This window comes from Pseudomonas sp. PDM22 (genome assembly GCF_014851965.1).
GTDB lineage: Bacteria > Pseudomonadota > Gammaproteobacteria > Pseudomonadales > Pseudomonadaceae > Pseudomonas.
In genome coordinates, this window is the sequence record NZ_JACVAR010000005.1 from 1 (window position 1) to 23,171 (window position 23,171).

At 65.8% G+C, this 23,171-nt stretch carries 19 protein-coding genes and 1 pseudogene; 11 read left to right on the forward strand and 9 right to left on the reverse strand.

Annotated elements, in window-relative coordinates; all coding sequences use genetic code 11:
* From IB255_RS18020 to IB255_RS18035, 4 genes and pseudogenes are all read left to right on the forward strand, one after another.
* Positions 1 to 173: pseudogene (locus IB255_RS18020) on the forward strand (FAD-binding protein); the annotation flags it as partial.
* Positions 174 to 337: 164 nt separating this feature from the next.
* Positions 338 to 1,741: a DUF2252 domain-containing protein gene (locus tag IB255_RS18025; RefSeq protein ID WP_081520024.1), complete on the forward strand. Its 1,404-nt coding sequence runs from the start codon at positions 338 to 340 to the stop codon at positions 1,739 to 1,741.
* An 89-nt stretch (positions 1,742 to 1,830) separates the two neighbouring features.
* The gene (gene potE / locus IB255_RS18030) at positions 1,831 to 3,168 is read left to right on the forward strand and encodes a putrescine-ornithine antiporter (protein WP_192210614.1); all 1,338 of its coding nucleotides are present in this window, start codon (positions 1,831 to 1,833) and stop codon (positions 3,166 to 3,168) included.
* Positions 3,165 to 4,058, forward strand: a complete 894-nt coding sequence (locus IB255_RS18035; RefSeq protein WP_192210615.1) for an amino acid ABC transporter substrate-binding protein — start codon at positions 3,165 to 3,167, stop codon at positions 4,056 to 4,058. The genes potE and IB255_RS18035 overlap by 4 nt, the downstream gene beginning before the upstream one ends.
* A 44-nt stretch (positions 4,059 to 4,102) precedes the next feature.
* Here the strand turns inward: IB255_RS18035 and IB255_RS18040 are convergent, their stop codons facing one another.
* The gene (locus IB255_RS18040; RefSeq protein WP_192210616.1) at positions 4,103 to 4,777 is read right to left on the reverse strand and encodes a MarC family NAAT transporter; all 675 of its coding nucleotides are present in this window, start codon (positions 4,775 to 4,777) and stop codon (positions 4,103 to 4,105) included.
* A 179-nt stretch (positions 4,778 to 4,956) separates the two neighbouring features.
* Between IB255_RS18040 and IB255_RS18045 the strand changes: the two genes are divergently transcribed.
* Complete coding sequence (locus tag IB255_RS18045) at positions 4,957 to 6,684, forward strand: SulP family inorganic anion transporter (protein ID WP_081520020.1); 1,728 nt, start codon at positions 4,957 to 4,959, stop codon at positions 6,682 to 6,684.
* Here the strand turns inward: IB255_RS18045 and IB255_RS18050 are convergent.
* The 6 genes from IB255_RS18050 to IB255_RS18075 all read right to left on the reverse strand — a co-directional run bounded on the left by IB255_RS18050 (position 6,681) and on the right by IB255_RS18075 (position 14,339).
* Positions 6,681 to 7,697: a DUF2955 domain-containing protein gene (locus IB255_RS18050; RefSeq protein WP_192210617.1), complete on the reverse strand. Its 1,017-nt coding sequence runs from the start codon at positions 7,695 to 7,697 to the stop codon at positions 6,681 to 6,683. The genes IB255_RS18045 and IB255_RS18050 overlap by 4 nt on opposite strands.
* Positions 7,687 to 8,811 (reverse strand): HlyD family secretion protein, encoded by a 1,125-nt coding sequence (locus IB255_RS18055; RefSeq protein WP_192210618.1) that lies wholly within the window; start codon positions 8,809 to 8,811, stop codon positions 7,687 to 7,689. Before IB255_RS18055 ends, IB255_RS18050 begins: the two co-directional genes overlap by 11 nt.
* Entirely contained in the window at positions 8,808 to 10,328 is a 1,521-nt protein-coding gene (locus IB255_RS18060; protein WP_081520017.1) for an efflux transporter outer membrane subunit, read from the reverse strand. The genes IB255_RS18055 and IB255_RS18060 overlap by 4 nt, the downstream gene beginning before the upstream one ends.
* A gap of 13 nt (positions 10,329 to 10,341) precedes the next feature.
* Positions 10,342 to 11,445 carry an AI-2E family transporter gene (locus tag IB255_RS18065; protein WP_192210619.1) on the reverse strand — a complete coding sequence of 368 codons (1,104 nt, stop codon included), beginning with the start codon at positions 11,443 to 11,445 and terminating at the stop codon, positions 10,342 to 10,344.
* Between the two features lie 11 nt (positions 11,446 to 11,456).
* Complete coding sequence (locus IB255_RS18070; RefSeq protein ID WP_081520015.1) at positions 11,457 to 13,283, reverse strand: monovalent cation:proton antiporter-2 (CPA2) family protein; 1,827 nt, start codon at positions 13,281 to 13,283, stop codon at positions 11,457 to 11,459.
* Between the two features lie 333 nt (positions 13,284 to 13,616).
* Positions 13,617 to 14,339, reverse strand: a complete 723-nt coding sequence (locus tag IB255_RS18075) for a hypothetical protein (RefSeq protein ID WP_192210620.1) — start codon at positions 14,337 to 14,339, stop codon at positions 13,617 to 13,619.
* A 282-nt stretch (positions 14,340 to 14,621) separates the two neighbouring features.
* Here IB255_RS18075 and IB255_RS18080 point away from each other — a divergent pair, with 282 nt between their 5' ends.
* Entirely contained in the window at positions 14,622 to 15,026 is a 405-nt protein-coding gene (locus IB255_RS18080; RefSeq protein WP_081520013.1) for a glycine zipper domain-containing protein, read from the forward strand.
* Positions 15,027 to 15,068: 42 nt separating this feature from the next.
* Here IB255_RS18080 and aspT read toward each other — a convergent pair whose 3' ends face one another.
* On the reverse strand, positions 15,069 to 16,757 hold the full coding sequence (gene aspT / locus IB255_RS18085; protein WP_192210621.1) for an aspartate-alanine antiporter: 1,689 nt from the start codon (positions 16,755 to 16,757) through the stop codon (positions 15,069 to 15,071).
* Between the two features lie 210 nt (positions 16,758 to 16,967).
* Between aspT and IB255_RS18090 the strand changes: the two genes are divergently transcribed.
* The 5 genes from IB255_RS18090 to IB255_RS18110 all read left to right on the forward strand — a co-directional run bounded on the left by IB255_RS18090 (position 16,968) and on the right by IB255_RS18110 (position 22,475).
* Positions 16,968 to 17,564 carry a paraquat-inducible protein A gene (locus tag IB255_RS18090; protein ID WP_081520011.1) on the forward strand — a complete coding sequence of 199 codons (597 nt, stop codon included), beginning with the start codon at positions 16,968 to 16,970 and terminating at the stop codon, positions 17,562 to 17,564.
* Complete coding sequence (locus tag IB255_RS18095; RefSeq protein ID WP_081520010.1) at positions 17,561 to 18,196, forward strand: paraquat-inducible protein A; 636 nt, start codon at positions 17,561 to 17,563, stop codon at positions 18,194 to 18,196. Before IB255_RS18090 ends, IB255_RS18095 begins: the two co-directional genes overlap by 4 nt.
* Positions 18,177 to 19,817 carry an intermembrane transport protein PqiB gene (locus IB255_RS18100; protein ID WP_081520009.1) on the forward strand — a complete coding sequence of 547 codons (1,641 nt, stop codon included), beginning with the start codon at positions 18,177 to 18,179 and terminating at the stop codon, positions 19,815 to 19,817. Before IB255_RS18095 ends, IB255_RS18100 begins: the two co-directional genes overlap by 20 nt.
* Before the next feature lie 29 nt (positions 19,818 to 19,846).
* Positions 19,847 to 20,380: a membrane integrity-associated transporter subunit PqiC gene (locus tag IB255_RS18105; RefSeq protein ID WP_081520008.1), complete on the forward strand. Its 534-nt coding sequence runs from the start codon at positions 19,847 to 19,849 to the stop codon at positions 20,378 to 20,380.
* Between the two features lie 121 nt (positions 20,381 to 20,501).
* Positions 20,502 to 22,475, forward strand: coding sequence for a BCCT family transporter (locus tag IB255_RS18110; protein ID WP_192210622.1), 1,974 nt, complete (start codon positions 20,502 to 20,504; stop codon positions 22,473 to 22,475).
* A gap of 60 nt (positions 22,476 to 22,535) precedes the next feature.
* Here IB255_RS18110 and IB255_RS18115 read toward each other — a convergent pair whose 3' ends face one another.
* Positions 22,536 to 23,147, reverse strand: a complete 612-nt coding sequence (locus IB255_RS18115; RefSeq protein WP_192210623.1) for a hypothetical protein — start codon at positions 23,145 to 23,147, stop codon at positions 22,536 to 22,538.
* Positions 23,148 to 23,171 lie beyond the last annotated feature (24 nt).

The following is a 23,171-nucleotide window of genomic DNA, read 5'->3' on the forward strand; positions in this document are numbered from 1 at the left end:
TGTACGTGGCCGTCGGTATCTCCGGCGCCATCCAGCACCTGGCGGGCATGAAGGACTCGAAAGTGATCGTTGCGATCAACAAGGACGAAGAGGCGCCGATCTTCCAGGTTGCCGACTACGGCCTGGTGGGGGACTTGTTCGAGGCGGTGCCGGAGCTGCAAGGCGCGATGTGAGCCGCGGCCGGCGTGCCCGACAAAAGAAATCCGGGTCGCCACGCGCATGGCCGAAAGTGATCTAGCTTGAATGGAGGGGAGCCGGCGTCGGTGCCGGCTCCGCGAGCAGATCGGCGCCGCGTCCGTGTGCGCCGCACGTCCCTCACCCCAGGTGACGAAACGCCATGGACTCCCCGAAGAAAGCCCCCAGCAAGAAAGCCGGTGCCTCCGAATCTGCCGTGCAGTTCCGCTCCCGCGAGGAGCGCCTGGACGCCGGCCGGCGCCTGCGGCAGAAGATTCCCCGCGAAAGCCATGGCAAATGGAAGTCGCCCGGGCGACAGCGCGATGTCATCGCCATCCTGGAAAAGTCCAACCGCGACCGCCTCAAGGACCTGGTGCCGATCCGCTACGGGCGCATGTTGCGCAGTCCGTTCACCTTCCTGCGGGGTTCGGCTGCACTGATGGCCCATGATCTCGCCGGGCTTCCGCATATCGGCGTGAAGGTGCAGGCGTGCGGCGACTGCCATCTGCTCAACTTCGGGTTTTTCGCGACCCCCGAGCGCAACCTGGTCTTCGATCTCAACGACTTCGACGAAACCCTGCCTGCGCCCTGGGAATGGGACATCAAGCGCCTGGCGGTGAGTTTCGCGGTGGCTGCCCGCAGTAGCAGCATCGCCGATGCTCGCGCCCGCGAAATTGCCATGACCTGCGTGCGGGCCTACCGCGAGAACCTGCGCTCCTATTCGCGCATGAGCCCGCTGGAGGTCTGGTACTCGCGCCTGGATACCCAGGCCCTGCTGGACATGGCGCCCGATGCCAAGGCGCGCAAGTTTCGCCAGCAGCTGTTCGACCGAGCCCGCGAACGGGTGGTGGAAAGCGCCTTCCCGAAGATCGCCGAGCAGGTGGCCGGCCAGCCGCGCATCATCGACCAGCCGCCGATCATCTACCACGTCGCCGAAGCGGACTTCATGCAGCGCGTACTGAGCAGCCTGGCGGACTACCGCGGCAGCCTGTCGGACGATCGCCGGGTGCTGTTCGAGCGTTACCGCCTGGTCGACGCGGCAGTGAAGGTAGTCGGCATCGGCAGCGTCGGCACGCGCTGCTTCATCGCGCTGCTGTTTTCCGAGGAGAACCACCCGCTGATCCTGCAGTTCAAGGAGTCCTGCCGCTCGGTACTCGAGCCTTACGCTGGCAAGTGCCAGTACCGCCACCAGGGGCAGCGTGTGGTGATGGGCCAGCGCCTGATGCAGTCCTCCAGCGATATCTTCCTTGGCTGGATGCGCAGCCCGGCCGGGCGCGACTACTTCGTCCGGCAGCTGCGCGACATGAAACTGTCGGTGCCGGTGGAACGCATCAGTGCCGTGCAACTGGAGCGCTACGCCGATATCTGTGGGCTGACCCTGGCCCGCGCCCACGCCAAGTCCGGCGACGCCGCAAGCATCAGCGGCTACCTGGGCAAGGGCGACGCCTTCGACAAGGCGATAGGCGACTTCGCCTTGCTCTATGCCGATCAGACCGAACGCGACCACGACGCGCTGGTCAAGGCCGCGCGCAGCGGGCGAGTAAAGGTGTTGATGGAGGAAGAGTAGGGCGTCCTGCGAGCTGTTTCGCGCAGCGGCGGCGCCTACGAGGGACTGCTCCTGTCTTCTGATCACTTCTCCTGCAAAAGAGCATGCAAATGGAAGCATCCGGCAAGAAGATGACCCTGACCGGGCTCACCACCCTGGTCGCGGTCAACATGATGGGCTCGGGCATCATCATGCTGCCCACCAGCATGGCGCAGCTGGGGGCGATCTCCCTGCTGTCCTGGATCATCACCGCCATCGGTTCGATGGCCATCGCCTACTGCTTCGCCCAGTGTGGTATCTACTGCACCCGCTCGGGAGGCATGTCGGCGTACACCGAGGAAGCCCACGGCAAGTCGGCGTTCTTCCTCTGCTCCTACCTGTATTTCCTGTCGCTGGCCATCGGAAACGTGGCCATCGCGATCTCCGCAGTGGGCTACCTGACCCCCTTCATTCCCTGGCTGGGCACCGGCGCCATGCCGCTGTTCATCGGCAGCGTGGCGCTGATCTGGCTGACCACCCTCGCCAACTTCGGTGGCCCCAAGGTGACCGGGCAAATCGGCTCCCTCACGGTCTGGGGGGTGATCATCCCGGTGGCGGGCCTGTCGATCATCGGCTGGTTCTGGTTCGACAAGCAGGTGTTCGACGCTGCCTGGAACCCGAACAACATCGCCATGGGCGACGCCATCACCCAGAGCATTCCGCTGACCCTCTGGGCCTTCCTCGGCATGGAGTCGGCGGCGCAGAACTCCGACGCTGTGGAGAACCCCAAGCGCAACGTGCCGCTGGCCTGCCTGCTGGGCACCCTGGGCGCGGCAGTGGTCTACGTGCTGTCGACGACGGTGATCATGGGTATTGTGCCGAATGCCGAACTGGCCAATTCCAGCGCGCCGTTCGCCTACGTTTATGCGCAGATGTTCAATCCCGTGGTGGGCAATATCATCATGGCACTGGCGGTGATGGCCTGCGTCGGTTCGCTGCTGGGCTGGCAGTTCACCCTGGCACAGACGGCCAAGGTCACCGCCGACCAGCACATGTTCCCCCGCCTGTTCAGCAAGGTCACGCTGCTCGGCGCACCGATCCTCGGGCTGGTGGCCAACGCCGCGCTGCAGAGCGCCATGGCGGTGTCGACCATCTCGCCCAACGCCTCGGAGCAGTTCGGCAAGCTGGTCAGTCTGGCCGCGGTGACCAACATCGTGCCGTACATCACCGCGCTGTCGGCGCTGCTGGTGATCATGCAGAAGGCCGGAGTGACCGGCTTCCCGCACCACCGCAACGTGGCGGCGTTACTGATCGCCATGGCGTACAGCTTCTACGCGCTGTACGCCTCGGGGATGGAGGCGGTGTTCGGCGGGATGCTGGTCACTGCGGTGGGCTACCTGATGTTCGGCTACATCGCCGACCGCTTCATCGATCCGCAGGCGAAGCTCAACGTGGAGGCCCGGCCATGAACCGCTGGCTCCCCCGCGCCATCCTCCTGCTGGCCGCCGCGTTGCCGCTGGTCGCTCCCGCCCAGACCCTGGAGCGCATCCGCAGCAGCCACACCCTGAACCTGGGCTACCTGCCGGAGCGCCCGCCGTTCTCCGCCAGCGAAGGCGAGGGCGCCGTCGGCTACGGCATCGACCTGTGCCAGAAGGTCGCCGACCAGTTGCGGACCCAGCCGGGTCTGGCGCAACTGCAGGTGCGCTTCGTCGCGTTGAATGCCGACAAGGCGCTGGAAACGGTGGGCGCCGGCGGCGTCGACCTGCTCTGCAGCCCGATGGTGGAAACCTTGAAGCTGCGTCAGGACCTCGATTTCTCCCTTCCGGTGTATACCGCCGGCCTGGGCGTGGTGGTCCGCAAGGATGCGTCGTTCTTCCTGGTGCGCTCGCTCAACGGCGAGGTGGACCAGAGCGGCCCGACCTGGCGTGCCACGCTGAACCGAGGTCTGGCGGCCTACACCTTCGCGGTGCCCGGCAATACCAGGGTGGAGACCTGGGTGCGCGAACGCCTGCGCCTGCTCAAGGTTCTGGTCACCGTGCAGGCCGTAGCCGGCCCCACGGAGGGAGTCGAAGCGGTCGCGGGCGGCAAGGCCGATGCCTTCTTCTACGACCAGATGACCCTGCGCAGCCTGGTGGAGCACAGCGCTGGCAGGGCCAACCTGATGGTCCTCAGCCGGCGCTTCGAGTTTGCCCCGGTTGCATTGGCGATGCCGCGCGGCGACGAGGACTTCCGCCTGCAGGTGGATACCGCGCTGAGCGAGCTGTATCGCTCTGACGATTTCGTGCCGCTGTACAGCAAGTACTTCGGCGCACCAAGCGAGCTGGACCAGAGCCTGTTCAAGGTCTATTCGCGGCCGTAGGCCGGGCCGGATTGCAGGCGGGCACTTCGTTGCCCGCTTGCGTTTCAGGGTTGCGCGAGCAGATGGGCGTTGGTGTCGATCAGCGTCTGCGCGACCTCCACCAGGCCGTTGATGGCGAACTGCACGCCCATGCACACCAGCAGGAAGCCCATCAACCGCGAGATGGCGTCGATGCCGGACTTGCCGGTGGCCTTCATGATCAGGTCCGAGGCGCGCAGGCAGCCCCAGAGGATCAGCCCGGTGCAGAGGAAGATCAGCGGTGGCGCGACCAGGATCACCCAGTTCGGGAAGCTGGTGCTGTGCTTGATGCTGGCCGCGGAGCTGATGATCATCGCGATGGTGCCGGGCCCGGCGGTGCTGGGCATGGCCAGCGGGATGAAGGCGAAACTGGTGCGTTCGGGCAGGTCCTCGCGGGAGTCAGGGGAGGGCATGGGCGCGGGGAACAGCATGCGTCCGCCGATGATGCAGAGGATGCCGCCGCCGGCGACGCGCAGGCCCGGAATCGAGATGCTGAACACTCCCATGATGAACTCGCCGATGTAGTAGGTCAGCGTCATGATGATGAACACGTAGCAGGCGGTCAGCAGCGCCTGCTGGTTCTTCTCTTCGCGGCTGAAACCCTGGGACAGCGCAAGGAACAGCGCGACCGTGGTCGGCGGGTTGATCAGCGGCAACAGGGCCAGCAGCCCGAGTAGGATGGCGTCGAACAAGCTGCTCATGAGCGGGCGTTTCTCCAGTGACGGACGGCTGGGGGAAGTTTAGGTGCGAATCCGCTGGCGGCGCGGAAACTATCGTGACCGGCTCGACGCTGGCAGTACGGCCGCTGATCTACGCTGTAGACGATAAGGTTGCCGCTTCGCTGGGCCTTTTGTCGTTTTCGCCAGGAGCCACTTCCCCGATGTCCGAAACCCCGTCGCAATCCCGATCCGGCTTCGACTGGCAGCGCTGGCTGCCCGGCCTCGTCACCCTGCGCAACTACCAGGCGAGCTGGTTGCCCAGGGACCTGGCCGCCGGGCTGGTGCTGACCACCATGCTGGTGCCGGTGGGGATTGCCTATGCCGAGGCTTCCGGCGTGCCCGGTATCTACGGGCTGTACGCGACCATCATCCCGCTGCTGGCCTACGCGCTGTTCGGGCCGAGCCGGATCCTCGTGCTCGGCCCCGATTCGGCGCTGGCCGCGCCGATCCTCGCGGTGGTGGTGCAGTACGCGGCGAGCGACCCGCAGCGGGCCATTGCCATCGCCAGCCTGATGGCGCTGGTGTCCGGCGCGGTTTGCATGATCGCCGGCCTGCTGCGCCTGGGCTTCATCACCGAACTGCTGTCCAAGCCGATCCGCTATGGCTACATGAACGGCATCGCACTCACGGTGCTGATCAGCCAGTTGCCCAAGCTGTTCGGCCTGAAGGTCGACAGCGAAGGACCGCTGCGGGATATCTGGCAACTGGGCCAGGCACTGATGGAGGGACGCGCCAACTGGACGAGCTTCGCGGTGGGCGCCGGCAGTCTGGTGCTGATCCTGCTGCTCAAGCCCTACAAGCGTATTCCGGGCATCCTTATCGCGGTCATCCTGGCGACCCTGGCGGTCAGCCTGTTCGACCTCGGCAACCAGGGTGTCAAGGTGTTGGGGCAGCTGCCGCAAGGGCTGCCGTCGTTTGCCTTCCCCTGGGTGACCGATATCGACCTGGTGGAAGTGGTGCTGGGCGGCGTCGCCGTGGCACTGGTTTCCTTCGCGGATACCAGCGTGCTGTCGCGCACCTACGCGGCACGACTGAAAAGCCCGGTGAACCCCAACCAGGAGATGTTCGGCCTGGGCGTGGCAAACGTCGCCTCAGGGCTGTTCCAGGGCATCCCCATCAGCAGCAGTTCCTCGCGTACCCCGGTGGCCGAAGCTGCGGGGTCGAAAACCCAACTCACCGGCATCATCGGCGCGCTGGCGGTGACCTTGCTGTTGCTGGTGGCACCGAACCTGATGGAGCACCTGCCCAACAGCGCGCTGGCCGCGGTGGTGATCGCCGCCGCGCTGGGCCTGTTCGAGTTCGCCGACCTGAAACGCATCTACCGCATGCAGCCCTGGGAGTTCTGGCTGTCCATCAGTTGCTTCGTCGGCGTGGCGGTGTTCGGCGCCATTCCGGGCATCTGCATCGCCGTGGTGATCTCGGTGATCGAATTCCTCTGGGACGGCTGGCGGCCGCACCATGCGGTGCTCGGCCGGGTCGATGGAGTGCGCGGCTATCACGACGTAACGCGTTACCCGAACTCCCGGCGCATACCCGGACTGGTGCTGCTGCGCTGGGATGCGCCGCTGTTCTTCGCCAACGCCGAGCAGTTCCAGAATCAGGTGCTGGCGGCGCTGGACGAGTCACCGACGCCAGTGCAGCGGCTGGTGATCGCCGCGAGCCCGGTGACCAGTATCGACGTGACGTCTGCCGATATGCTCGCCGAACTGGACAAGGTGCTGGAGCAGCGGGGCGTCGAGCTGCAGTTCGCCGAGATGAAGGACCCGGTGAAGGACAAGATGAAACAGTTCGAGCTGTTCGAGGGCCTGGGCGAATCGGCGTTTCACCCGACGCTGGGCGCCGCCGTGGATGCCTACCTGGCCGATTCCGGCGTGGACTGGAAGCCTTAGGCCGCGCGGGCCCGCGCGCGGCGGCCATCGATCCAGATGAGCATGCCGCTGGCGTAGAGCGACACCGCGAGGAACAGCGCCATGCGGATCGCGAAGGCGCGGTAGACGTCCTGGCCGCCGGCGCTGTCCGCCACCGACTGGCCAAGCAGGATCAGCATGGTGGTCAGGCAGCTGACCCAGTACGCCGGGCTCTTGCGCGTGGTCACGGCGGCGTACAGCCGACGGCCTTGCCAGAGGGTGAACAGCAGCACCCAGAGGAAGAACATCCACAGGTGCACGAACAGGCTCAGGGCGCCCCACACCATAATCGCCAGCACGCCGGCCAGCAGGGTGGAGCCGATCAGCTCGCGGCTGGCATGGCGCGCACGGGTTTCCCCCGCCTGCTGGCCGAGGCTCACCGACTTCATGATCAGCGGCATGAAACGGTCCGGCGCGATGATCGCCAGCAGAAAGGCGGGCATCACGATCAGCGTAGCGCGCAGGGCGATCCAGGCGGCTTCCTGCTCATTGGGCAGGGGCGGGGCTGGGGGCGAGGGCGCATCCGCGGGCTCCGGGAACAGGGCGTGGGCCACGGCGGTGCTCAGCACGGCCAGCAGCATGCCCTTGGCCAGCGCCTCGACCACCGACAACGCCAGGGTGAAATCGCTGGTGCCGGCGGCGGCGATCATGGTCAGGCCGATCACCAGTAGGTTCGCCAGCAGGCCGTTGCCACCGCGTAGCGCATAGCGGAACACGCAGTACAGGCCGACGCCGACCAACAGCACGCCGCTGAGGGGCGCGTGGCGCAGCAGCGGGATCAGCAGCAGGCCGATGCCGCAGCTGAGCATTACCAGCACCGCCAGGGCCGGAGCCGCCTTGAGCGGCAGGGCCTGGGCGCGCATCGCCAGCAGGAGCACGGCAAGCACGGGGGCGAGGAACGGGATCGGCATGCCGATCCCGTAGCTGGCCGCCAGGCACAGCGCCGTGCCCCAGGCCAGCCGGAGCGCACGTTGGCGCCGCAGTTCAATAGGCATACGACAGCCAGCTCATCAGCCACATGAACACGCGGCCGAGCAGGTTCAGCGGATTGCCTTCGCTGGGCAGCGCCATGACTTCGGCCTGACCGCCCACGCGCAGGCCGGCCGGGCTCTCCAGCTGGTCGCGGTCCAGCTCGACTATCACCGGGAAACGCTGCGCCGAGCGCAGCCATTCGCGGCTGTTCTGCACCGTCGGCAGCGAGCCCGGCGGCGTGCCCTGGCCGACGCTGACGCCGTAGCCGATGCTGCGGACGCGCCCGGAGAGCAGCTCGCCCGGCAGCGAGTCGAGCACCACCAGCACCGGGGTGCCGTTGTGCAGGTGGCCGAGATTGTTCTCGGTCATGTCGGCGCTGATCCACAGGTCGTGGATGGCGATCAGGGTCATCACCGGGCTGCCGGGGCCGACATAGTGGCCGACGTCGGTGCGCAGGTCGGTGATCAGTCCGTCGGAGTCGGCGCGCACCGTGGTGCGGGCAAGATCGAGGCGGGCCTTGGCGACGTTGGCCGTGGCGCTGCGCAACTGGGCGTTGTCTTCATCGTGGCCGCCTTGCTGTTCGCGGGCGCGCTCGACTTCGGCGCGGGCCGCCGCGACCTGGCTGGCCGCCTGTTCGCGGGTTGCCTGCGCGCTTTCCAGACGGCGCACGGAAACCGTGCCGGGGTCTTCCTGGTACAGCCGCTGCAGGCGCTCGGCATCCTGCCGGGCCTTGCGTTCGTTGGCCTGTGCGGCGGCAAGCGAAGCCTGGGCCGAGTCGATGCCGGCGGTGCTGGCACCGATCTGCCGGCGCACGGTGTCGAGGTCCGCCTCGGCGCGCTGCAGGGCGATGCGGTATTGCTCCTGATCCAGTTCGAAGAGCACGTCGCCCTTGCGCACTTCCTGGTTGTTGCCCACCGCCACGCGCTTTACCGAGCCGGCTACCTCGGCGCTCACCGCGATCACGTAGGCCTGCAACCGCGCCTGCTGGGTATAAGGCGTGAAGCGATCGGCGAGCAGGTACCAGACCAGGCTGACGACGATCAGCAGCAATACCAGGCGCATGCCGCGATCCGGCGCGGATTTGCCGGGGGCGGGAGGCGAGGGCGGTGCCGGCGGGGTAGCGGGGGTGTCGCTCATTTCGGGCTTCCTTGATCCTTGGCGGCTGGAGAGGGCTCATCGAGCAGGTCACCCCAGTCGGTGCGTTGCTGCATCTGTTGCCGGGTAGCGGAATCGATGGGCGCGCGCTGGCTGTCCCAGCCGCCGCCGAGTGCCTTGTACAGCGCCACCAGGCTGCTGACGGCGTTGCCGCGGCTGACCAGGTAGCCGTCCTGCTGTTGCAGCAGCAGTTGCTGGGCATCGAGCACGCGCTGGAAGTCGGCGAAACCTTCGCGGTATTGCGAGCTGGCGAGGCTCAGCGAGCGCTGCGCCGCCTGCGAGGCCTGCTCGCGGATGCCGGCGCTCTGCAGTGAGCGCACCAGGCCACTGGCGGCGTCGTCGGCTTCGCGCGCGGCGTTGCGCACATCCTGCTGGTACAGCTCGATCAGTTGCTGCAGGCGCGCATCTTCCACGCGCACGGCGTTCTTGCGTCGGCCGTAGTCGAAGGGGTTCCAGATCAGGCTCGGGCCGGCGGCGAGGTTGAAGCTGTCGGGCAGGTTGCTGGCCGAGACGAAGCTCCAGCCGAGGCTGCCGATCAGGCTCAGCGACGGGTACAGGTCGGCCTCGGCGACGCCCACCAGCGCCGACTGCGCGGCCACCGCCTGTTCGGCGGCGCGGATGTCCGGGCGGCGCTGCAACAGGCTGGCCGGCACATCCTGGAGAATCGCCCCGTTGGGCATCGGCAACTGGCCGTGGCGCGCGAGCAGCTCCGGCATCTCGCCCGGCGGGCGGCCGAGGAGGGCGCAGAGGATGTTGCGCAGAGCGTTCACCTGGTTCTCGAATTCGGGGATGGTCGCTTTGGTCGCCAGGTACTGGGTACGCGCCTGCTGCCAGTCCAGCTCGTCGTTTTCTCCGTGGCGGAACAGCCGCTCGGTGATTTCCAGGCTGCGCTCCTGGCGCCTGGCGTTCTCGCGGGCGATATCCAGGCGCGCCTCGGCGGTACGCAGGCCGAAGTAGGTGTCGGCGACCTGCGCGCGCAGCAGCACCATGGCGTCGGCGTAGTTGGCCTGGGAGGCGAAATACACGGCGTCAGCCGATTCGATGGCGCGGCTGAAGCGGCCCCAGAAATCGATCTCCCAGCCGATGTCGAAACCCACGCTGGATTGCCAGAACACCGAGTCCCGTGCGCTCGGCGCGCCGTGCTGGTTCTGCTTGAGGTAGAGGCTGTCGGCGCTGATCTGCTGCAACTGCGGATAGCGTCCGGTCTCGGCGATGGCCAGTTGTGCGCGCGCCTCGGCGATGCGCAGGCCGGCCACGCGCAGGCTGGTGTTGTGCGCGTCGGCCTCGGCGATCAGGGCATCCAGGGTCGGGTCGGCGAAGACCGTCCACCAGCGGCTGAAATCCGGCGCAGCCGCACGCTGGCCGGCCTGCTCGAGCAGCGGCGTGCTCCAGCCGTTCAGCCACGGCTGCTCCGGCTTCTGGTAGTCCGGGCCGACCTGGGTGCAGCCGCCCAGCAGGGCGGCGATGATCAGGATGCCGCGTGTGACGCGCTCTGCCATGGCGATCCCTGGTTCATTCGGCCGGCGTGGCGGGCTTGTCCATCTTCGGCACCTGCTGGTCCACCCATTGCCAGAACAGCTTGTAGGTCACGGCGAGGATCACCGGGCCGAGGAACAGGCCGATGATGCCCTTGACCACCATGCCGCCGAGGGCGCCGATCAGCACCACCGGCATCGGCACGTCGACGCCGCGTCCGAGCAGCAGCGGCTTGAGTACGTTGTCGGCGAGCCCGGCGACGAAGATATAGATGGCGAACACGATGGTCGTGCCGGTGAAACCTTCGGTACTCAGCACATAGATGATGACTGGCAGGGTGACCAGGCTCGCCGGTGCCTGGGCGATGCCCAGCACCAGCACGATCAGCGCGAGGATGCCCGCGCCGGGGATGCCCTTGATGACGAAGCCGATGCCGATCAGCAACATCTGGATGAAGGCGATGCCGATCACCCCCAGGGCCACTGCACGGATCGTTGCGGTACACAGCGCGGCGATGTGCAGGCCGCGTTCCGCACCGGAAATCCGCTGGGCGATGCGCTGCGCGGCGATGGTGCCCATCTCGCCGAAGGCCATGATGATGCCGGAGATGATGATGGCGCCGACGAACAGCAGGAAGGCGCCGCCGGCACTGGCGGCGGCGCCCAGCAGCATGCGCCCGGCGTCCTTGATGTTGGGCATCAGGCCGCGCAGCACATCGGTGAGGCTGGTGGAGGCGGCCAGCCAGAGGTCATAGACGCGCGGACCGATCAGCGGCCACTCGGCCACCGAAGGCTGGGGCGCCGGCACGTGCAGGGTGCCGCTCTTGAGGATGTCGCCGACGCTGCCGGCGGACTCGGTGATGGACATTGCCATCAGGTAGATCGGCACAATCAGCACCAGCAGCACGAACAGCACCAGCAGGGTGGCGGCGTGGCCATCCTTCAGCCCGGTGCGTGCCTTGATCCTGCCCAGCACGGGATAGAGGGTGACCGCGAGGATCACCGACCACAGCATCAGTTCGAGGAACGGCTGGAACACCTCGAAGGAGAAGATCACCAGGGCGGCGACCAGCCCGGCCTTGATGAGTATGTCGAGCATGCCCTGGGAGAGGGCTCCGTCGAGCTTGAATCCTGGTTGCATGGCTGTTCTCCTCAGGCGGGGCGGTCATTGCGCTGTTCGGCGCCTGGTTGGGGTGGTTCGGGTGGTTGTGGGGTGGGTGGAGTGACACCGGCAAGACCGCTGCCATCGTCGGCGAAACAGCCACCCGGTTCGTCGTCGCGGCCCTGGCGGTGCAGTTCCAGCAGCGATTGCACTTCCTGCAACTGGTAGCGGCGTACCCAGGCGGCGGCCTGTTCCTCGCTCACGCCCAGTTCGATAAAGGCGCGGCGGCCCATCTCCAGGCTGGAGTGGAAGGTCTCGCGCACCGGGTTGGCGCCCCGGTCGAGTAATTGCAGGACCTGCTGGCGGTTCAGTGCGCGGGCGATCACCCGGGTCCTGGGGTAGAGGCGGGAGAGGGCGTCCACGGTGTTCAGGTTGATCTGCGGGTCGTCGGTGGCGACTATCACCAGTTCCGCCTCGCCGACCTTGGCGGCGTGGAGGATTTCCGGCCGCGTCGGGTCGCCGTAGTACACCGGCACGCGACCTTCCTTGCCTTGGCGAACGATGGCGTCCATCGAGGTATCCAGCGCCACCACCGGCACACCCTGGGCCTGCAGCAGGTTGGCGACCACCCGCCCCATACGGCCCATGCCGGCTATCACCACGCGCGGCTCGCCGCTGACTTCCGGCGGCCCATCCGGCACCTCGCCGACGGACGCATCGCCGCGCAACTGACGGGCCAGCGCCATCATCACCAGAGGCACCACGGCCATCGACAGGGTAATGACCAGGACCAGCACGTCGTGGACCCGCTGCTCCAGGAGTTGGTGATCCAGAGCCAGCTTGAACACCACGAAGGCAAATTCGCCACCGGACGCCAGCACCACGCCCAGGCAGAGCGCCTCGGAACGTTCCAGTCCGCCGGTGAAGCGCCCAAGGCCGAACAGCAACGGCAGCTTGATGCCCACCAGCAGCACCGTCAGGCCCAGTACCAGCAGCGGCGCACTGACCAGCAGGCTGAGGTCGGCAGTCATGCCCACGCCAACGAAGAACAATCCAAGCAACAGGCCCTTGAGCGGCTCGATCTGGGATTCCAGTTCATGGCGGAACTGCGACTCGGCCATCAGCATGCCGGCGAGGAACGCGCCCAGCGCCATGGAGACACCGACGTGCTCCATGATCCAGGCGGTGCCCAGCACCACCAGCAGCGCGGTGGCGGTGGAGAGTTCGCGCAAGCCCGAGCCGACCGCCCAGGTGAACACCGGGCGCAGCAGGTAACGGCCGCCGATGATCACGATGCCGATGCCCACGGCGACCGTCAGCAAAGGGCGCACGCCTTCGTTGGAAGGGTCGCCGCTGCCCGCCAGCAACGGCACCACGGCGATCAACGGAATGGCCGCGATGTCCTGGAACAGGAGGATGCCGACAGCCAGCCGGCCATGGGGTTTGCCCAGTTCCTTGCGCTCGGCGAGCACCTGCAGGCCAAAAGCGGTGGAAGAGAGCGCCAGGCCCACACCCAGTACCACGGCAGCGGCAGGTGACTGGCCGAACAGCAGGAAGGCGATCAGCCCGAGTACCAGGGCCGTCAGCCCTACCTGCAGCGACCCTACGCCGAACAGCGAGCGGCGCATCATCCACAGGCGCCGCGGGGAAAGCTCCAGGCCGATGATGAACAGCAGCATCACCACGCCCATCTCAGAGAGGCGGCTGACGTTCTCCGGGTGGCTGACCAGGCCCAGCACGGACGGGCCGATCAGGATGCCGGCCAGCAGATACCCCGGCACGGCGCCCAACTTCAGGCGTTGCGCCAGGGGTACGAGAATGACGACCGTCAGCAGGAAGATTACCGTCGCCTGCAGCAGGCTCCCGTCATGTGGCATTCATCAGCCCTCTTGTGGTTCCTTGCGGGCCACTTGGCCCTGTCGATACTGCCCGGCAGGTGTTCTCCCGCCGGCTGCTTCCTGGCTGCCACGTCACCCCGCTCCCAGGGCTTCTCTGGGGAAAGAGAGCAGGGGGCTTGCATCTGCTACTGCGCCGCTCAGGCACACGCATCGCACAGGCCTCACGTTGTGGAGGACCTGGCGAGTGCTGATCGGTGAGAAATGAGTATGGGTGATCCGCAGCTTTTTGCCGGCCGGCGAGCTTAAGTCGCTATCGCCCACCTAGAAAGGCAACTCCAGCAGATTCAAATACTTACGATGGTTCGGGGAAAACTAGAGCTTCCAGATCGGACCGTAGCTGCCAAAGCAGGCCTTCGACAGCGCCTGCGGGCGTACGCCGTGGGTTTCGTATCCGCCGAATTCGTTGATTTCCAGGGTCAACTGAGGGGTGAGTTCCTTGCCACTTTTCAGCCGCACGCTGTCGAACACCCGCAGCTTCTTGCCGGTGTTGACCACGCTGGTCTCCATCCAGGCGTCGGGCGTGCTGGCTTCGTCCAGACGCGCCAGAAGTGCGTTGTAGAGCGGCAGGTAGCGGCCATCGGGAGCCTTGCAGTCGATATTGATCTTCTTCACCAGGGCCTCCGCCTCGGCGGAGCTGAAATACAGGCGGCTACCGAAATCCTGCTGCAGCCTGTCGACGTAGCTGCCCTGGCCATCGTTCTTCGCGGCAGCCGTCATCGGTTGTGGGGAAAGGTCCGCCAGACACGACTGCCGGCTTTTATAGAAGGTGTGAGAAACGCGAACACCCGTGGGCTTGTAGATCGCCGAAGTGATCAGCACGTCGCCATTGGCGCTCAGGTGATCGCCATCGGGAACGTATTCGCCGCCATTGCCCCAGACACCGTCCGGGAGCCCGTTCGGCCATTCGCTGCAGGTGGCTGGCGAAGTATCGCGGCGAAGCTCGTAGAGACGGCCCTGGAGAAAAGCCACCTGGGCATGAGCGAAGAATGAAATCAGCGACAGGCAGGATGCGATAAGCAGTCGAGTCCGATTCAAGAAGTGTCTCCTTGTTGCCCATCGGTGTTCCGGCAGGCCATACGCACAGAAGAATAGTCGGGCTCGTGCCAAATGCTTTCGAAGTTGTCGCAGGGAGCGCCCAGGGGGAAATGTACGCAACCCGCTGATTGATTCACATCGAGCAAGAGTTGGCCCAAGCGACAGGCGGGGGAAGAACGGACCGATTGATTGACTCAGGTCCATGAACCGCGAAGGTCGATTTGTCCGCCATTTCCGCGTCCTTCAGACTGGTTGTCTTGTATACAGTTTCTGGAGTCGATGATGCGGAAGTCCCTCTCAGCACTTGCTTTTACCATCCTGGCGTCACAAGGCGTCATGGCCGGCGAGACCACGACCACGGCGGTCGGAGGCGGTATTGGAGGCGCTCTGGGGAGCGTGGTGGGCAATGCCGTCGGTGGCAGCACTGGTGCGGCGATCGGCGCCGGGGTCGGCGGGGCGGCAGGCGGCGCGATGTCGGCGAAGGACGGGAAGAAGACCGAAGCGGCCATTGGTGGCGGCCTCGGTGCGGCGGGCGGCCAGGTGGTCGGGAGCAAGGTGGGCGGATCTACTGGCGGCCTTGTGGGCGCGGGCCTCGGTGGCGCGGCGGGCAGCGCCATCGGCAACAACCTGGCCGACGATGGCCATGACCACCACGACAACCACCACAAGCACAAGCACCATCATTGACCGCCATTGCCGGCGCGCTCCTGCGCTCTGGCAATCTGCCTCTCAGGACGTGGTCAGGGCCACGATGATGGGGCCGCAGACTGCCAGCAGCACGTTCGAAATGGCGTAGCAGACCGTGAAGCCGACGACCGGGGTGTTGCTGCCGGATTGCTCGATGATCTTGTTCATCGATGCGGCCTCCGTCTGGGCGCCGGCCAGGGCACCGAACAGGATCATCGGGTGGAGCCCCAGGACGTAGCGACCGAAATAGAGCGTCACCAGCGGCGGAATGATCGTGACGATCGCTCCCGCGACCAGCAGGGCGGCGCCTTGCTCCTGGATGGCGGTGATGGCGGCGGGTCCTGCCAGCAAGCCGACGACGGCACCGAATGCTGTCAGGCCGAACTCGGAGAACGCCCATTGTGCGGCCGGAGGCAGCGCACCGAGCTCGGGATGACGCGAGTTGAACCAGCCGATCAGCAGCCCCGCCAGCAGCACGCCGCCGCCGATGCCCAGCTCGACGGGAATCATGCCGATATGGGTCGAGAGCATGCCGACCAGGGAGCCGATCACCATCCCCAGGGCATGGATGGCAATGTCGCTCTTGTAGTTGCTTGTGCGGATGCGACCGATCTGCTCGGCCAGGGCCTCGACACTCGCGGTACGGCCCACCAGCGTAATGACATCGCCCCGGTGCAGCACCGTTTCGGGCAGCAGTGGCAGCTCCAGCCCCTGGCGGGTGATGGTGCGGATATAGCAGCCCATGCGCTCGGCGCCGATCAGCATGGCCTTGATCTGGTGAATGGTCTTGCCGGCCAGCTTGCGGGAGGTGAGCACGATGTCGGCGTCGCGGGTGGGAAACGACATGCTTTCCGGGTTGTCGATTTCCGGGCCTATCCATTGGCTCAGCTCGGGCACGGCCTCGCGCAAGGCATAGACCGCGAGTATGTCGCCGGCGCTGAGCTTCAGGTCCGCTGAACGCTCCAGAATCTGCCCGTTGCGAATGACCCGCTCGATACTCAGCGACGCGTGAAGCGCTTCGATGTCCTGGATGCGCTGGCCAAAGGCGGCGGGCACGCTCAGGCAGTGGGCGCGCACGACGATGCGGGTGTAGGGAATGCTGATGGCGTTCTCTTCCCGTTCGATGCCCAGTTGACGCTCCAGCTCCCTCGCCGACTCCTTCAGGTCGACCCGCAGCAGCCTGGGGGCGATGCTGCCGACGAAGACCACCAGCCCGATGGTGCCGAACACGTAGGTAATGGCGTAAGCGACCGCCATGTGGCTGTTGAGCTGGGATTTCGCCGCTTCATCGATGGCCAGTTGTGCTATCGCGCTGCTGGCGGTCCCCATGATGGCCGTGTCGGTCAACGCGCCGGCTCCCAGCCCGGCGGTAAAACCCGCGTCGAACTGGAAGATTCGGTTCATGACCAGGATGGTGGCCAGTGCGGTGGCGCACAGGACGACGGACAGCACGACCAGTTTGACCGTGCCGCGGTTGAGGCTGCCGAAGAACTCCGGCCCGCTCTTGAAGCCCACGGCGTAGATGAACAGCGCGAAGAATACCGACTTCAGCACGTGCGGCACTTCCAGGCCGATCTGACCGATCAGCAAGCCCATCAGCAGAGCACCAGCCACCGATCCCAGGTGAAATTCGCCGATGCGTACGCGGCCCAGGAGCACGCCCAGCGCGATGCCCAGGAAGACCGCTATCTCAGGGTTGGCGCGCAATGCATGCAACACGAAGTCGACCATCGACGAATCTCCCTCTCGTAATGGGCTGCAGTTGAAAAGCCGGGGCTGGACTCAGTATGGCTGGACCCGAGGAAACCGTGAGCAGGCCCGCTGACCATTTGGTCCGGCACTCTTCAAGCGGCCCCCGGCGATTATTCGACTAGTCTTCCCCGACATAAGCGTGGCGCGAATCGGGGGCAGTAGCGCGTACACGGCAAGCCGAGAGTCCGCATGTCGACCTCCAGCGATCTGATCATTTGCGAATACTGCGATGCGGTGTACCGGCGTGAGCCGCTCCAGCGCCATCAGCGTGCCCTGTGCGAGCGCTGTGGCGGAGTCCTTCACCGGCACAATGCGCTGACGATTCAGCAGCGACTGGCCCTGGCCATTACCGGCGCCATCCTGCTGGCGTTCGCCCACAGCTACCCGGTGATGACCATCAGCATGCAGGGGCTGAGCAACTCCGCGACGCTGTGGGATTCGGTGATGATCCTCAGCAGCGGCAGCATCACCCTCATCGCGCTGGTCGTGGCGCTGGCGATCATCCTCGCCCCGGTGCTGCAGATAACACTGCTCATCTGGGTGCTGGCGTTCGCCCAGGCCGGGCGCCGGGCGCCGGCTTTCGCCTTCAGCATGCGCTGGCTGGAGGCCCTGCGCCCGTGGAGCATGCTGGAGGTCTGCCTGTTGGGAACCATGGTCGCGGTGATCAAGCTGGCCGGCCTGCTCGACGTGATCCCCGGCATCGGGCTGCTGGCCATGGCGGCGCTCAGCGTACTGATCCTCTATATCGCCGGGAAGGATATCCGCGAACTCTGGGAGCGCGTATGAGCCGTCCCCCCCTGGCGACCGAACTCAACCTGTGCCTCTGCCATGGTTGCGGACTGGCCTGCGATGTCCGTGAGCACGGCCATCACTGCGGGCGCTGCGGTGCGCCGCTGCATGTGCGCAAGGGCGAGGCCGTTACGCGCGCCTGGGCGTTTCTCATCGCCGCCCTGATCTTCTACATCCCCGCCAACCTGCTGCCGGTGATGCATACCGAGATGCTCGGCCAGGGCATCGACAGCACCATCGGCGGCGGCGTGCTCGAGTTCTGGGAAAGCGGGGCGTGGGATATCGCCCTGATCATCTTCATCGCCAGTATCGGCGTGCCGGCGGTCAAGTTCCTGGCCATGGGCATGTTGCTGCTGACCGTGCAGCGACGCAGCAGCTGGGCGCAACGCCAGCGCTCCCAGCTGTATCGCCTGGTCGAACTGATCGGCTACTGGTCGATGCTCGACGTGCTGGTCGTCGCGCTGGTGGCCGCCCTGGTGCAGATGCGCGAACTGGGCACCATCGAGCCGCGAGCGGGCATTCTTTTCTTCGGCCTGGTGGTTGTCTTCACCATGCTTTCCGCCATGAGTTTCGATCCACGGCTTATCTGGGACGACGGAGACCCTATCGATGCAGCAGGACACCCTTAAGCCAGGCACGCCGGGGGCCGCGCCGGTGCGCACGCGGCGCTGGAACGTGTCGATGGTCTGGATTGTGCCGATAGTCGCGCTGCTGGTGGGCGCCTCGCTGATCGTGCGCAACTGGATGGAGCAGGGGCCGACCATCGAAATCTCGTTCAGGACCGGCGAAGGCCTGGTCGCGCACAAGACCCAGGTCAAGTACCGCAGCGTGGTCATCGGGGAGGTCGAGGCGGTGGAGCTGGCCAACGACAAGAACAGCGTCAACGCCACGGTGAAGCTCAACAAGGAAGCGGAATCCTTCGCCACCCAGGGCGCCAAGTTCTGGGTGGTGCGCCCACGTATCGGTGCCGGTGGCGTTACCGGTGTGGACACACTGCTGTCGGGCAACTTCATTGGCGCGGATGCCGGGGAGTCGCGGGCGCCGCAGAAGCGCTTCACCGGGCTGGAGGCTCCTCCGCCCATCACCTATGGCGAGAAGGGCAAGAGCTTCGTATTGCGCGCTGAAGACCTCGGCTCGCTGGATATCGGCTCGCCGATCTATTACCGCAAGATCCCGGTGGGGCAGGTGACCTCCTATGCCTTGCGCAGCGATGGCAAGGGCGTGGACCTGGGCATTTTCGTCGAGGCACCGAACGACGCCTTCGTCACCCAGAACTCCCGTTTCTGGAACGCCAGCGGCGTGGACGTCGATGTGGGCGCCAACGGCCTGAAGGTCAATACCGAGTCGCTCTCGGCACTGCTGGTGGGTGGGCTGGCCTTCGGCACGCCGGAGGGAAGCACCGACGTGGCGGCTGCCAACGACAACCAGGTCTTCGACCTGTACGCCGACCGCGAGGGCGCCCTGGCGCCGCCGTCGGGTATCGCCCAGTACCTGCGCCTGCGTTTCGACCAGTCGATGCGCGGGCTCAGCGTGGGCGCGCCAGTCGAGTTCATGGGCGTCGAGTTCGGCAAGGTCACGGGCATCCAGCTGGACTACGACGAGAAGCAGCAAAGCTTCCCGGTGCTGGTCGATGCGGTGATCTACCCGCAGCGACTGGGCCCGGTGCACCAGAAGATGGTCCGGGCGTTCAACAGCACGACCGGGGATGAGGCCGGGGTCACCCGTGTGATCAGCAGCTTCGTCGAGCACGGTATGCGTGCCCAGGCGCGCAGCGGCAACCTGCTGACCGGCCAGCTGTACATTTCCCTGGACTTCTATCCCGACGCCAAGCCCGTGGCCTTCGATGGCACTGCCCGGCCGCTGCTGATCCCCACGGTTCCCAGCAGCCTGGAAAAACTCCAGGAGCAGTTGCAGGCAGTGGTGGAGCGTATCCGCAAGCTGCCGCTGGAGAGCATCGCCAACAATCTCGATGGCAACCTGCGCGAGCTGCAGGGCAGCCTCAAGCAGTTCAATACCCAGACCTTGCCCGCGGTGACCAGCACCCTGGCCGAGGTGCGTTCGACCCTGGCCACGGCCAACTCGGCGCTGGGCGAGAACTCGCCGCAGCGGGAGAAACTCAGCGATACCCTGAATGAGCTGGATCGCATGTCACGCTCGCTGCGCGATCTCTCCGACTACCTCGGACGTCACCCCGAATCGCTCATCCGTGGCAAACCCAAGGGTGCGGATGCGGACAACCTGCAGCCATGAGCAAGCACCGTACACAGGAGAGAAAGCCGATGCCGAAGTCATCCCTGCTGCCATTGGCGGGACTGTTCGCGCTGCTGGGGGGCTGCAGCAGCGCGCCGGTGCACTATCACACGCTGCTGCCGGCCCAGCCCGGCAGCCCCGCCAGCGGCCAGGTGCGCGTCGAGCGCGTGCTGCTGCCGCCGCAGGTGGATCGCTCGCAGATGGTGGTTCGCCAGGGCGGCAGCGGCCTGGTGATCCTCGAGACCGAGTGGTGGGGCGCGAATCTGGTCGACGAGTTCGGCAACGCCCTGCAGGACCAGCTCGGTGCGCCTGCACCCGGCGCGTCGCTGTTGCGAGTGGAGGTCCAGCGATTCGATTCGGTGCCGGGGCAGTATTCACTGCTGGAGGCTCAATGGCGCTTGCGCAAGCACGGCAGCGAGAAATCCCTGACTTGCCACAGCAGCCTGCAGAGCCCTGCGGAGAATAGCGTGGACAGCCTGGTGAGCGCGCATCAGAGCAACCTGCGCAAGCTGGCGGAGCAGGTGGCGCGGGCCAGTGCAGGGGGCGCGAGCGCCTGCCCCTGAGCGGCGGCGGGGAAGGGCAGTGCTGCCCCATCGAGAAAATTCGATACCGAAAAAGGGTACCCTTGGCAGCGCTTGCGCCCGCTTCTGGCACAGGCTGACGCGTTACAGGAGATAACACTTGATGGAGACTTCGTCCCGCCCCCACAGCACCCTCAATCCACCGGTTTTCTATACCAGCGCCGCACTGATCTTCCTGCTCGTGCTGTACGCCGTGGTCTTCCAGGCCGAGGCCCAGACGCAGTTCGACAGCGTGCAGCGCTGGATCTTCGGCAATGCCAGCTGGTTCTACATCCTCGCCGTCGCGCTGATCCTGATCAGCGTGGTGTTCCTCGCCATCAGCCGCTACGGTGACATCAAGCTCGGCCCCGATCACAGCGAGCCGGAGTACCGCAGCAGCAGCTGGTTCGCCATGCTGTTTTCCGCCGGCATGGGCATCGGCCTGATGTTCTTCGGCGTCGCCGAGCCGATCATGCACTTCACCAGTCCGCCGGTGGGCGAGGCGGGCACCGTCGCTGCGGCCCGCGAGGCAATGAAGATCACCTTCTTCCACTGGGGCCTGCACGCCTGGGCGATCTACGCCATCGTCGGCCTGATCCTGGCGTATTTCAGCTTCCGCAAGGGCCTGCCGCTGACCCTGCGTTCGGCGCTCTATCCGCTGATCGGCGAGCGCATCTATGGCCCCATCGGTCACGCAGTGGATGTCTTCGCCATCATCGGTACCGTATTCGGCGTCGCCACTTCCCTGGGCTACGGCGTGCTGCAGATCAACAGTGGTTTCCACCACCTGTTCGGCCTGCCGGTGAATCCCACGGTGCAGATCATCCTCATCACGGTGACCTGCGGTCTGGCCACGCTTTCGGTCGCCAGCGGCCTGGACAAGGGCATCCGCATCCTTTCCGAGCTGAACCTGGCGCTGGCCGTGATCCTCATGCTCTTCGTGCTGCTGCTCGGGCCGACGGTCTTCCTGTTGCAGACCTATGTGCAGAACACCGGCGCCTACCTGTCAGACATCGTCAACAAGACCTTCAATCTCTACGCCTATCAACCGACCGACTGGATCGGCGGCTGGACGCTGCTCTACTGGGGCTGGTGGCTGTCCTGGTCGCCCTTCGTAGGGCTGTTCATCGCGCGCATCTCGCGTGGCAGGACGATCCGCGAATTCGTCTGCGGCGTGCTCTTCGTCCCGGCTGGCTTCACCCTGCTGTGGATGACGGTGTTCGGTGATTCGGCCATCCACATGATCCTCAACGAGGGGGTGCGCGACCTGGCGACAATCGTCGACCAGGACAGCTCGCTGGCGTTGTTCGCCTTCCTGGAGCACTTCCCACTGTCGAGTGTGGTGTCCATGGTGGCGGTGCTGATGGTGGTGGTGTTCTTCGTGACATCCGCCGATTCCGGCGCACTGGTGGTGGATATGCTGGCCTCTTCCGGGCATGCCCATTCGCCACTGTGGCAACGTATCTTCTGGTCGGTGAGTATCGGTGTGGTCGCCGTGGCGCTGCTGCTGGCTAACGGGCTCAAGGCGCTGCAGACGGCGACCATCGCCAGTGCGCTACCTTTCTCGATCATCCTGCTGGCGTCGATCTGGGGCTTGTTCCGCGCGCTGCACCTGGACGCCACGCGGCGCGGCTTGCGCAACCAGGCGTTGCCCGCACCGCGCCATGCCCCCCATCACGAAGGCGGCTGGCAGCGCCGCCTGCGCAACATCGCCATGAAGCCACGCCGCGCCCACGTCACCCGCTTCATCAGCGAGGTGGTCCGCCCGGCCTGCGAGGAGGTGGCAGCAGAGCTGCGCAAGCAGGGGCAGGAGGTCACGGTGGTGGAACTGGACGATGGCCGTGTCAGCCTCGACCTCTCGCCTTCGGGCGAGGCGCACTTCCGCTATGAGGTTCGCCCGCGGGCCTTTACCAGTCCGAGCTTCATGGTGCTCGACGACAGCGATGGCGGTGAAGCCCGCAAGTACTTCCGCGCCGAGGTGCATCTGCGCGAAGGTGGCCAGGATTACGACATCATGGGCTGGAGCCGTGACGACGTGATTGCCGATATCCTGGATCAGTACGAGCGGCATCTGCACTACCTGCATGTAGTGCGCTGAGGCCTGTGGTGGGCTCCGCCGCCATTGGCGGGGCCCGTCGACAGGGGCTGCGGGAAAGTCTCAGTCAGTGCCGGCCGGGGCTTTCCCGTCCAGGTAGGGAGCGGCCAGCTCCAGCGCACCGCGTCCGCCCCGGCGAAGGCAGGCCAGCAGCGAAAGCCAGGGGATATCGGTCATCACCACGGCATTGCTGGTCAGTGTCTGCACCTCGCCAGCGGTGCCGCCTGCGGGGCCACCGTCAGGCATGTAGACCAGCAGCCAGTCTTCCCGGCTTTCCAGGCACAGGCCGAATCGGTAGCCGCTGTCCTGGATGACCATCACGACGCGGGCGCCTTCGATGTTCTCCATGCCGGTGAATCGGGCTGTCGCGTCCTTGAGCAACTGGTAGCCCGGCAGATTGCCGAGCAGCCGGTCTTCCAGCGCCCGTAACGCGCTGGAAGCTGCTGCAGTCCTGGCCAGCAGACCCGCCAGGAAGCAGAAGAGCAGCAGCACGAAGATGGCCGCCACGGTGACGGAGGTGGCTCCCGCGACAGAAAAACCCGCGAAGATCGGCAGCACCTTCTGCAGCGGGCCACTGAGCAGATGGATGGCCTTCTCGATGAGGATGAACAGCAGTACCAGCGGAAGAATGAAGAGCAGCCCGCCGGCAATGGTGGTCTTGATGAATCTGAACATGCGCAGTCTCCCTGGCTTGGCGGC

Coding starts and splice junctions, on each gene's coding strand:
- IB255_RS18035 (WP_192210615.1), top strand. CDS start 3,165: ATGAACCGCTGGCTCCCCCGCGCCATCCTCCTGCTGGCCGCCGCGTTG.
- IB255_RS18110 (WP_192210622.1), top strand. CDS start 20,502: ATGGAGACTTCGTCCCGCCCCCACAGCACCCTCAATCCACCGGTTTTC.
- IB255_RS18080 (WP_081520013.1), top strand. CDS start 14,622: ATGCGGAAGTCCCTCTCAGCACTTGCTTTTACCATCCTGGCGTCACAA.
- IB255_RS18115 (WP_192210623.1), bottom strand. CDS start 23,147: ATGTTCAGATTCATCAAGACCACCATTGCCGGCGGGCTGCTCTTCATT.
- IB255_RS18095 (WP_081520010.1), top strand. CDS start 17,561: ATGAGCCGTCCCCCCCTGGCGACCGAACTCAACCTGTGCCTCTGCCAT.
- IB255_RS18090 (WP_081520011.1), top strand. CDS start 16,968: ATGTCGACCTCCAGCGATCTGATCATTTGCGAATACTGCGATGCGGTG.
- IB255_RS18055 (WP_192210618.1), bottom strand. CDS start 8,811: ATGAGCGACACCCCCGCTACCCCGCCGGCACCGCCCTCGCCTCCCGCC.
- IB255_RS18060 (WP_081520017.1), bottom strand. CDS start 10,328: ATGGCAGAGCGCGTCACACGCGGCATCCTGATCATCGCCGCCCTGCTG.
- IB255_RS18070 (WP_081520015.1), bottom strand. CDS start 13,283: ATGCCACATGACGGGAGCCTGCTGCAGGCGACGGTAATCTTCCTGCTG.
- IB255_RS18045 (WP_081520020.1), top strand. CDS start 4,957: ATGTCCGAAACCCCGTCGCAATCCCGATCCGGCTTCGACTGGCAGCGC.
- IB255_RS18025 (WP_081520024.1), top strand. CDS start 338: ATGGACTCCCCGAAGAAAGCCCCCAGCAAGAAAGCCGGTGCCTCCGAA.
- IB255_RS18105 (WP_081520008.1), top strand. CDS start 19,847: ATGCCGAAGTCATCCCTGCTGCCATTGGCGGGACTGTTCGCGCTGCTG.
- aspT (WP_192210621.1), bottom strand. CDS start 16,757: ATGGTCGACTTCGTGTTGCATGCATTGCGCGCCAACCCTGAGATAGCG.
- IB255_RS18040 (WP_192210616.1), bottom strand. CDS start 4,777: ATGAGCAGCTTGTTCGACGCCATCCTACTCGGGCTGCTGGCCCTGTTG.
- IB255_RS18100 (WP_081520009.1), top strand. CDS start 18,177: ATGCAGCAGGACACCCTTAAGCCAGGCACGCCGGGGGCCGCGCCGGTG.
- IB255_RS18050 (WP_192210617.1), bottom strand. CDS start 7,697: ATGCCTATTGAACTGCGGCGCCAACGTGCGCTCCGGCTGGCCTGGGGC.
- potE (WP_192210614.1), top strand. CDS start 1,831: ATGGAAGCATCCGGCAAGAAGATGACCCTGACCGGGCTCACCACCCTG.
- IB255_RS18065 (WP_192210619.1), bottom strand. CDS start 11,445: ATGCAACCAGGATTCAAGCTCGACGGAGCCCTCTCCCAGGGCATGCTC.